This is a genomic window from Lancefieldella parvula (assembly GCF_963547875.1).
Taxonomy (GTDB): Bacteria; Actinomycetota; Coriobacteriia; order Coriobacteriales; family Atopobiaceae; genus Lancefieldella; species Lancefieldella parvula_D.
This window is the reverse complement of sequence record NZ_CAUUSI010000005.1, coordinates 91,930-102,326: the sequence shown is the minus strand read 5'-3', so window position 1 is coordinate 102,326 and position 10,397 is coordinate 91,930. Positions and strand designations below refer to the sequence as shown.

Below are 10,397 nucleotides of genomic sequence, written 5' to 3'. Positions count from 1 at the left end.
GCCTTCTTTTGACGAGAAGCCCGTTGATGTTGCTATTGCACTGCTTGTTCCAGATGGAGAGGCTGGCACCACTCACATCAAGCTTCTTTCTAAGACCGCTGTTCTTCTGATGAGAGATGAGTTTAAGTCTCTGCTTCGTGGCTCTAATGATCAGGAAGTTATTGCTCAGGCTATTAACGAGGGCATTAGCGAGGAGTAGGGTTTCTCGCCAGGTCATAGGGGGCTTGACGGATACTTTCTATAACAATTTAACTGGGTAAAATTTTGGACACTCAAGCACAAACTTGAGTGTCCTTTTTTGAGTAAAAAGGCGTACACTTGTACTAGTTTTAGTCGAGAAGGGAGCCAGATGTTTACACCATGTACTAACAAGCGCGTTGCTGTCTTTTTTGCTGATGGTTGTGAAGAGATCGAGGGACTGAGCGTTGTTGACGTCCTGTATCGTGCAGGTATTCCCTGTGACAAAGTGTCTATCTCTGAGTCTTTGAGCGTGACTTCTTCTCATCAGGTTACTTTTTTAACAGACAAGCTGCTCAGTCAGGTCTCGTTTGATGATTACAGCATGTTGGTGCTTCCTGGTGGTCTTCCCGGAACCACTAATCTTGAGGCTTGTGAGCCACTTATGCAGGCAGTTGATGCGTTTGCCGCAGACGGTCGTGTGCTTGCTGCAATTTGTGCTGCTCCTTCAATTTATGCAAAGCGTGGATTACTTACGGGTAAGAAGGCCACTTCCAACCCAGGTTTCCAGCATTTTCTCTCAGAGAATGGCGCCAATCTTTCGCAAGATACGGTTTGTGTTGATGGCTCTTTCATTACCAGCCAAGGTGCAGGAACCGCTCTTAAGTTTGGCCTAGAGGTTGTCCGTTATCTTGTAGGTAATGACGTGGCAGAAAAAGTTTCTCAAGGTATTGTACTTATCTAAGCCATGACACCTTCTCAAAAACAGTACCTGGTTATTGATTTAAAGAGTTTTTACGCATCAGTTGAGTGCGTTGAGCGAGGCCTTGATCCCATGAAGGCTAAGCTTGTTGTGGCTGATCTTACCAGGACAGAAAAGACAATCTGTTTGGCTGTTTCACCCGCTCTTCGTGCGCTGGGTGTTCCTGGACGTTGCCGTGTTTTTGAGATTCCCAAAAACCTTACCTATGAGGTAGCTCCTCCTCGCATGGCTCTGTATGTGGAGCGATCCGCAGACGTTTATTCGGTATATCTCAAATACATTGCACCAGAAGACATCCACGTTTACTCCATTGACGAGGCATTTATTGATGTAACACCGTACCTATCGCTTTACGGATGCACAGCAAGAGAGCTAGGCGAGAAGATCCGTGCAGACGTAGCAAAAACCACTGGTATCCCTGCTACTTGTGGTTTGGGTACAAATTTGTATCTGGCAAAAATTGCGCTTGATATTACGGCAAAGCACAGCCCAAATTTCTTTGGTGAGCTTGATGAAGAGTCGTACAAACTTAAGCTTTGGAACCATAAACCTTTGACTGATTTTTGGCATATTGGTGCAGGTATTCAAAAGCGTCTTGCGGCAATGAATATTCACACCATGGGGCAGCTTGCCATGGCTCCTACAGAACCTCTGTATAAAGAATTTGGCGTTGATGCAGAAATTCTTATTGATCATGCGTGGGGCATTGAACCAACTACCATTGCAGATATTAAGTCCTATAAGTCTCAAAGTCATTCTGTCTCAACGGCGCAGGTCTTTGATCACAACAGAGATACAGAGGGCGCGCGTCTTATCTTTAAAGAGATGGTTGAGGCGTTGACGCTTGAGCTTGTAACGCAAAAGCTGGTCTGCTCTTCTATTGGCATCTATATTGGCTACTCGGCAACAGAGAGCCAGATGGAAGAGCTGAGGCAAACAGGAGATTATAGAAGCTGGAGAAGACATATTCCTTCCAGCAGCGGCACTAAGAAACTCTCTTACCCCACTAACTCTAGAGATGAGCTTATGGCAGAGGTTTTGTCTTTCTTTGACGAGCGAGTAATACCTTCAGAAAGCGTGCATCGCGTTGGCCTTACCTTTGGAAACACTCAAGAAGAAACGGGATCTGGTATTCAGATATCACTTTTCCAGGACAATACCGTTTTAGAGAAAGAGCGCCAGCGCCAAGATACTATCAACGCCATAAAGAAGAAGTTTGGAAAGAACTCTTTGCTCAAAGCTATGGACCTACTTCCCGAAGCAACTGCTCGACAGAGAAATGCGCAGATTGGAGGACACCGTAGTGGAGAAGAAACCAATGAAGCCTAGACAGGGTTTCTCGCCAGCGGAAAATGGTGCAAAAGAGGATGCGTTTGCATCGCAGATGCACTACGGTCATCCTCGCATGTCTCGGGCAAACAGGGCAAAAATATTCATGCCTTTTGATGCATTGAAGGGTTTAAGAGAGGCATTGGCAGAAAGAGAACAAGAAGCTCAAGACCATATAAAAGACTTTCATGACTTACCGCACTGGTCATAGGTTTATACGATAAAATAGACAGGTCGTATAAAGAAAGCGAGGAGGTTTCATGAACCCCAAAGCAAAAATTGCCATCCCAGCAATTGTGGCTCTCATTTTTATTGTCATTGATTTTGTTGCACCTGTTCAGTATCTCAGCTATTTCCACACGGTATTTAACTTTGCAACTCGTCAGACAAGCCCTATCTCTCTGATGCTTGCGCGTATTACCTACATTATTTTCCTGTGCTACCTTTTTGCTGCGGTTTCAGGTCTTTTGAGGGGCTTCCGCCCTCGTCTTAGGTGGGGTCTCTCCATTCTCTCTGTAGTTGGTTTAACTACCGCACTTACAGAGCTCTCTGTGATGATTTCTATCAGCCAGGCAGTGAACTTCACCACCCTTATTCTTAACATCATGATTGTTACCTTCCTGCTCTTTGCCGCTCTTCTTGCGCTTCTCATTTGGGTTCGTGCTAAGAAAGAGTTTGACCAGCGTCAGGCTGATCTTGAGGAGGAAGAGGTTGTTGTTGCTCCAATGCCTCTTGCTACTGAGGGAGCAGATGTTGCTCCTGTTGTCCCTGTAACTGCAGAGGCTACAGCAGCACCTGCTCCAGAAGCAACTGTCGCAGCTGTCGCACCTGAGGCTCCTGCAGCTCCAGAGGCTCCACAGGAGTAGCTCCTCACGCACACCTCCTCTTGTTCAGGAGAATCTTTCTCATAGGAGAAACGTATGTCTTTTGTTGAATTTAAAGAGGTAACAAAGACGTATACCATGGGCTCCGTCAAGGTAAACGCTGTCCATGACATGAACTTCTCCATAGAAGAAGGAGAGCTTTGCGTAATTGTAGGCCCATCAGGCGCCGGTAAAACAACTGTCTTAAATATGCTCGGAGGTATGGATACCTGTACCTCTGGGTCTATTTATTTAGATGGAAAAGAAATTGGTGGGCTTTCAGAAAAAGAAAGAACGCTCTACCGCCGTCATGATATTGGCTTTGTTTTCCAGTTTTACAATCTAGTTCCTAACCTCACTGCAAAAGAGAACGTTGAGCTTGCGTCGCAGATTTGTCTTGACCCTATGCAGCCAGAAGATGCGCTACGTGCTGTTGGTCTTGAGCATCGTATGGATAACTTTCCAGCTCAACTTTCTGGCGGAGAGCAGCAGCGCGTCTCTATTGCGCGCGCTTTGGCAAAAAATCCACGCCTTTTGCTTTGCGATGAGCCAACAGGTGCGCTGGATTATAAAACAGGAAAGCAAATTCTTAAGCTCTTGCAAGATATGTGCAAAGAGCAGCATAAGACCGTGGCTATTGTCACGCATAACTTTGCGTTTACTCAAATTGCTCATAGGGTTATCCACGTTAAAGAAGGCCAGGCTCAATCGGTAGAAATTAATAAGCACCCAGCTGACGCGCTTACTGTCGAGTGGTAGTTATGCCACACGCTCTTTTTACCGAGATTACTCGGACCATCAAAGGGTCTCTCGCCAGATTTCTTGCAATTGCAGGAATTGTTGCTTTAGGCTGCGGCTTCTTTGCTGGCCTCAAAATGGCCAGCCCCGATATGCAAGAAGCTGCTCATACGTTTTATGCAAACCAACATCTCTACGACCTGCGTGTAATCTCTACGCTTGGGTTAAGCGAGAAGGACGTTCATGCCCTTGCATTAGTTGAGGGTGTTGAGGCGGTTATGCCTTCTCGCACGGTAGACGTTATGGCTACACTGACATCTTCGCAATCTACTGCTCGTGTGAGTTCTTTTAGACCTGGTGAGCTTAATCAACCAATAGTTGTGGAGGGAAGGCTTCCTCAAGGGCCTTACGAGTGCGTGATGAGCACGGATCCCAAGAAACGTGCAGATATTAGCCTTGGTCAACAGATTGAGCTGCCAGATACTTCAAACGGAGTTCATTTAAAGGGTGGTTCGTACACGGTTGTTGGTTTTGTAAATGCGCCAACGTATCCGTATGTAAGCAATTTTGGTACCACATCGTTAGGCAACGGCATTGTTCAGCAATTTGTGTATGTTACGGAAGATGCTTTTGCAAATGATGACCCTTATACCGAAGTGTATGTGACAGTTCAGGGTGCTACCAGGTATAAGAGCGGCTCATCGGCGTATCAGAGCGCTGTTGATAGCGTTGCAGAACGCATTACACAGATGAATCCGTCGCTTGCTGCTCTTCGTTTGCAAGAGCTCAAAGATGACGCTCAAACTCAGGTTGATGAGGCTCGTCAAAAGCTGGAGCAATCAAGACAAGAGGCCGCGGATAAACTAGGGGATGCTCAGAAGAAGCTTGATGATGCGGAGGCACAAATTTCCGCTCAGCAGCAAAAGCTGGATGATGGTCAGCGTCAATATGATGCGGGACGTCAGCAGCTTACAGCTTCTCGCTACAGTGCTGAGCGGCAATTTGCACAAGCGGAAGCTCAGATTACTGCCTCAGAGGCTCAAATAGCTCAGGGTACAGCTGAGCTCAGTGCAGGAGAGGCTCAGTATCAAGCTGGCCTTGCTGCTTTCAATGCAGGACAAGCAACGTTTACGCAGCAAAAGAGCGCGTTTGAATCGGGTAGAGATGCGTATCTTGCGGGGCTTGCTGCGCAAGGCATCACCGCTTCGAGTCTTGAAGAAGCGCGGCAACAGCTCAGTGCTTTAGGTCTGCCAACTACGCAAGTAGACGTCCTTCTCGCCGCACAAGCACAGATTACGGCTGCAGAGACAGAATTGGCTACCCAGCAGCAGACTCTTGCGGCTGCGAGGGAAGAGCTTGATCAGCGCACAGCTCAACTACATGAGGCAGAGTCACAAGTGGCTCAGGCGCGTCGGGATTTGAGTGAGGCGAGAAGTGCTACTGCAGATCAGTTAGCTGCGGCTCAAGAAAAACTTGCTGCGTCACTTAGTCGCCTGAGCGCAGGGCAAACAGCCCTCCAAAGTTCAGAAGCTCAGACTAATGAGGGAAGACAGAGTCTTGAGGAGCAGCGCACTGAGGTTGAGAAACAACTTGCTGACGGTCAGAAAGAGCTTGATGAAGCTCAGAAGAAGATTGATGAGCTTAAAGAGCCTGATGTGTATGTACTTGATCGCACAAAAGAAATTGGTGTTGCAGCTTATCAAGCAGACTCTGAGCGTATCAATGATATTGCTAATGTATTCCCGCTGATGTTTTTCTTGGTTGCAGCTCTGGTTTCACTTACCAGTATGACGCGTATGGTTTCTGAAGAGCGTACGCTTATTGGTGTTCATAAGGCGCTTGGTTATTCAACTGCTCAGATTGCGGCAAAGTACCTGTTATATGCCTTGCTCGCCTCACTTTTGGGTGCCGTTATTGGCATAGCATGTTTAAGTCAAGTGTTGCCAGGCGTTATTATCTCTGCATACGGGTCAATTTATACCATCCCAAATGGGGGAGCTCCTTATCCTATTCAGCTTGATAGTGCGCTCCTCTCTGGACTTTCCGGTATAGGCATCACGCTTCTTTCAACTATGGCTGCTGTTTTATCCTCATTGAAAGAAGAACCATCTAGCCTCATGCTTCCAAAAGCTCCAAAAGCGGGCTCAAAGATTTTGCTTGAGCGCGTTGAGCCTCTATGGTCCAGATTGTCTTTCTCGTGGAAAGTTACAATCAGAAACCTTGTCCGCTATAAGCGACGCTTGATTATGACGCTGGTAGGAATTGCTGGATGTACTGCGCTTTTATTGGTGGCTTTTGGTCTTAGAGATTCCATTAGCGACATCATTGATAACCAATGGCCAGCTATTTCGCATTATGACTACATAGTGGGAATGACTTCTGATGTTTCTGAGGAAGAAGCAAATCAGATTAATGCAGAGCTTAATCAGGTGGGCGCTACAAATATCCGCCGCATAACCAGAGAAAACGTTCTTCTTGAGTCTTCTACACAAAAGGCAGGCTCACTGACAAGAACAACTATTATGACCAGTGATTCTCTTCAAGACCTCACGGGTTTAGCTACCCTGCGCAATCGTCTTTCTGGTCAAACAATAGAGCTTGGAGAAGATTCGGTTGTAATTACAGAAAAGCTTGCAAAACGGCTTGGGGTAGGCGTGGGAGATACTATTCAGGTCTATGCTCAAGACAGAATCGGAAACGCTTCTGGCGAGCCAAGTACGCTTACTGTTACAGGAGTTGCCGAGAATTACGTTGGGTCGTATCTGTATCTGGGACCTTCAGCATGGCATTCTCTAGGTATTCAAGATCAAGCAGCGGACGGCTGGTATGCAACGCTTCCCGAAGATCAAGCAACGAGAGATGCATTTGGAGAAAAGCTTATTAACCAGACAGGAGTTGCAACTGTTGATGACGTCAATGAAGCTATCCGCACATATAGAGAATCGCTTGCCGTAGTTAACCGTGTTGTAGCTATTCTTATTGTGGCTGCAGCTCTGCTGGCATTTATCGTCCTGTATAACCTCACCAATATCAATATTGAAGAGCGCATTAGAGAAATTGCAAGCCTCAAAGTACTTGGATTTACGCGTCATGAAGTTGATGCCTATGTCTTTAGAGAAATTGCTTTGTTGGCCATCTTTGGAGCGTTTTTTGGACTTGTTCTAGGAACATACCTTGAGGGATTTGTAGTTCAAACTGCCGAGATTGACCTTGTTATGTTTGGTCGAGCTATCCATGCACCAAGTTATTGGTTTGCCTTTGGACTTACGCTTGTCTTCTCGCTGTTGGTATATGTTGCCATGCGACCTAAGCTCAAAAATATTGATATGGTTGAGAGCCTGAAGAGCGTCGAGTAGACATCTTTTGCCCGCCCAAGAGAGGCATATTTTAGATAAGATAGAAGATAGTTGAGATTGCTTATTTATAAGGAGTTGGTATGCCTAAGGTTTCTTTTGTAATTCCTGCATACAACATCGAATCATACATTGGGCGTTGTATTCAAAGTGTAAAGAATCAGACGTTTGGTGATTTTGAAGCAATTATTGTAGATGACGCCTCAACAGATTCCACTCCAGAGAAAATTGTTACGGCAGTAGGTGATGACTCAAGGTTCAAGGTTATTACTCATCCAACCAATCAAGGCCTCCATCTGGCACGTAAAACTGCTGCAGCTCATACAAAAGGCGAGTGGGTCTTTTGCCTAGACGGTGATGATGAGGTTACTGCTGATTTTCTTGAGCAGGTAGTTGCTCATATTGATCAGAACCCTGTTGATATTCTTCACCTTGGCATTACTGTTATTCCAGAAAATGGCGTTGACCCAACTGATGCAAAGTCTTTTGAAAGCTACATTAACCAACAATCAGACTTTACTCAGGGTGACGATATCCTTCGCATTATTTATGATGAGAGCTATGGGCAGAAGCTTGATTGGCGAGCTACGCAACGCTTGTATCGCGGAGAACTTTTCCGCTCTGCCTTTGCAGAGATGACTTCGGAGCGCCTGGTAAGAGCAGAAGATGCCTATGAGGTATTTATCCTGGCAGATAAGGCTCAGACTGCCGATGGTTTTGAGTCTTGCAGAGGCTTTTTGTACCACTATGGTATCGGAGTAACTGGTGCTTCTCGTATTTCTTTAGATAAGTTCGGAGAGTTCTGCTATCAGTTCTTAGACAACATTGATCAAGTAGAACTTTATATTGGCAAGACAGATACTATTGCTCATCTCAATTCGTTTAGGGGTATGAAGCATAGATTATTGGAGCTTTTGAGTGCTGAGTGGAGATTCCGTCTTGCTCCTGAAGATCAAGAGGCTGCTCTTGAGCCGTTTGCCATTCTCTTTGGACCATCAGTAGCAGCTCGAGAGCTCTATCGCTTTGTAAGGGATATTGCTTACGAGGCCATTGCTACTGGAACCGAGCTTCCAGAAGACAGTGATGCATATCGCTACAGGACGTATGCAAAGAAATATGCTGCTCTCATGCATCAGGATGAGGGGCTGTCGTTTGATAGGGCAGTTCGCATGAAACAGATTGCCGATGAGCACATGGAATATCTAGAAAGAAAGCACATGGTAAAGATGTTTGAGCAGCAGCCTATTCGCATTCTTATCACTTCTCATAAAGATGTTGATGTTCCCGCAAGCAACTACCTTCAGCCTATTCAGGTAGGACCAGGTCAGAAGAGTAATCGCTTTACGTATATGCTCCATGACGATGAGGGCGATAGCATTACCGAGAAAAACCCAATGTACTGTGAGATGACTACACAGTATTGGGCATGGAAGAACATCGCCAATGCTCGCTATGTTGGCTTTGGCCATTATCGTCGCTACTTCAACTTTACCGACACGGTTTATCCAGAAAATCCGTTTGGTGAGGTTATGGATGACTTCATTGATGAAGATGCCATTAAGAAATATGGTCTTGATGATCAGACCATTGCTCAGTGCATTGAAGGCTATGACCTTATTACCACGGGGGTAAAGGATATTCGCAAATTCCCTGGAAGCGCTAACACACCTCTTGAGCAGTACCATTCCGCTCCGCTACTCCATCCAAAGGATATGGATACTATGGCTGCGCTTATCATTGAGCGTCATCCAGAGTATGCAGAGGACGTAACCGCTTTTCTCAACGGTCATCAGCAGTGCTTCTGCAACATGTATATCATGCGTAAAGAGCTCTTTGATCGCTATGCAGCATGGGTGTTCCCACTTGTTGACGAGTGGACTGCCCGTACTGATATGTCTACCTATAGCAAAGAAGCCCTAAGAACCCCAGGTCATCTAACTGAGCGCCTCTTTAATATCTGGCGTATGCATATGCTGCGTACAGAGGGCAAAAACTGGAAGGTAAAAGAGCTTCAGTGCATTCACTTTACTAATCCAGAGCCTCGTCAGAAGTTTATTCCTCTCTTTGAAGAGAAGCCTGAGATTGCAAGCCAGAACGTTGTTCCTGTTGTCTTTGCGGCAGACAACAACTATGTTCCAATTCTTACCTGCGCTATGGGCTCAATGCTTGAAAACGCCGACCCTAACCGCTTCTACGACGTGGTTGTCCTTAATACCAATATTGGCGGCTCAAAGCAGGAGATGGTTAAGAAGTACTTCTCGCGTTATAAGAATGCTCGTATTACGTTCTATAACGTGTGGCGCATGGTCAAAGACTACAAGCTAGACACTAATAACGCGCATATTAGTGTGGAGACATACTTCCGTTTCTTGGCTCAAGACATTCTTTCTGCTTACGATAAGGTTGTCTATCTTGACTCTGACCTTGTGGTTAACGGTAATGTTGCTGAACTTTTTGATGTAAGAATGGGCAACAATCTTATTGCCGCAACGCTTGATATTGATTATCTGGCAAACCTTAACGTTCGCGGTGGAGATCGCATGAAGTACAGCCTTGATGTGCTTAACCTCAAGAATCCTTATGCGTACTTCCAGGCGGGAGTTATGGTCTTTAATACCGCTGAACTGCGCCGCTATCACACTGTTCCAGAATGGTTGCGCATTGCATCCAATCCAATCTTTATCTACAACGATCAAGATATTCTGAACAGCGAGTGCCAGGGTCGCGTTGTCTATCTTCCTGCTGACTGGAACGTGACGCATAACATTTTTGGACGTGCCGAGAAACTCTATCCAATGGCACCAAATAGCGTTTTTGATGACTATCAGGCAGCACGTCGTGCTCCAAAGATTGTTCACTTTGCTGGTGCTATTAAGCCTTGGCAGAACGCTAGCTGCGACATGGCGTCCTATTTCTGGAAGTACGCGCGCAACACTCCGTTCTACGAGGTTATTATTCAGGACATGGTGCCAGGCGCTAGAAATGACGCCGACGTCACAGAGTTCCACGAGCGCGCGCTTTCTGATGCAAGTCCTCTGCGCAAGATTATTGACCCTATTGCACCATATGGCAGCGCAAGGCGAGAAGCCCTTAAGGCCCTTGGTAGAACCTTAAGAGGACGCAAATAAATACCTGGTAGGTGCAAGATTTCTTGCACCTACGTTTTTATGTTTG

The 10,397-nt window shown here is 46.0% G+C and carries 8 protein-coding genes; all 8 read left to right on the top strand.

Going from position 1 to position 10,397, the window contains the following annotated elements; genetic code table 11:
* Positions 1 to 199 (top strand): PTS sugar transporter subunit IIA (locus RWJ96_RS03520; RefSeq protein ID WP_314018973.1); only part of this gene is annotated, 199 nt, incomplete at its 5' end.
* A 150-nt stretch (positions 200 to 349) separates the two neighbouring features.
* Positions 350 to 922, top strand: a complete 573-nt coding sequence (locus RWJ96_RS03515; protein WP_314018971.1) for a DJ-1 family glyoxalase III — start codon at positions 350 to 352, stop codon at positions 920 to 922.
* A gap of 3 nt (positions 923 to 925) precedes the next feature.
* Positions 926 to 2,269 (top strand): DNA repair protein, encoded by a 1,344-nt coding sequence (locus RWJ96_RS03510; RefSeq protein WP_314018969.1) that lies wholly within the window; start codon positions 926 to 928, stop codon positions 2,267 to 2,269.
* Complete coding sequence (locus tag RWJ96_RS03505) at positions 2,259 to 2,480, top strand: hypothetical protein (RefSeq protein ID WP_314018968.1); 222 nt, start codon at positions 2,259 to 2,261, stop codon at positions 2,478 to 2,480. The genes RWJ96_RS03510 and RWJ96_RS03505 overlap by 11 nt, the downstream gene beginning before the upstream one ends.
* A gap of 49 nt (positions 2,481 to 2,529) precedes the next feature.
* On the top strand, positions 2,530 to 3,135 hold the full coding sequence (locus tag RWJ96_RS03500) for a hypothetical protein (RefSeq protein ID WP_314018967.1): 606 nt from the start codon (positions 2,530 to 2,532) through the stop codon (positions 3,133 to 3,135).
* Between the two features lie 54 nt (positions 3,136 to 3,189).
* On the top strand, positions 3,190 to 3,891 hold the full coding sequence (locus tag RWJ96_RS03495; protein WP_314018966.1) for an ABC transporter ATP-binding protein: 702 nt from the start codon (positions 3,190 to 3,192) through the stop codon (positions 3,889 to 3,891).
* 2 nt (positions 3,892 to 3,893) lie between these two features.
* Positions 3,894 to 7,226, top strand: coding sequence for an FtsX-like permease family protein (locus RWJ96_RS03490; RefSeq protein ID WP_314018964.1), 3,333 nt, complete (start codon positions 3,894 to 3,896; stop codon positions 7,224 to 7,226).
* An 80-nt stretch (positions 7,227 to 7,306) separates the two neighbouring features.
* The gene (locus RWJ96_RS03485; RefSeq protein WP_314018962.1) at positions 7,307 to 10,351 is read left to right on the top strand and encodes a DUF4422 domain-containing protein; all 3,045 of its coding nucleotides are present in this window, start codon (positions 7,307 to 7,309) and stop codon (positions 10,349 to 10,351) included.
* The last annotated feature ends 46 nt before the right edge of the window (positions 10,352 to 10,397 follow it).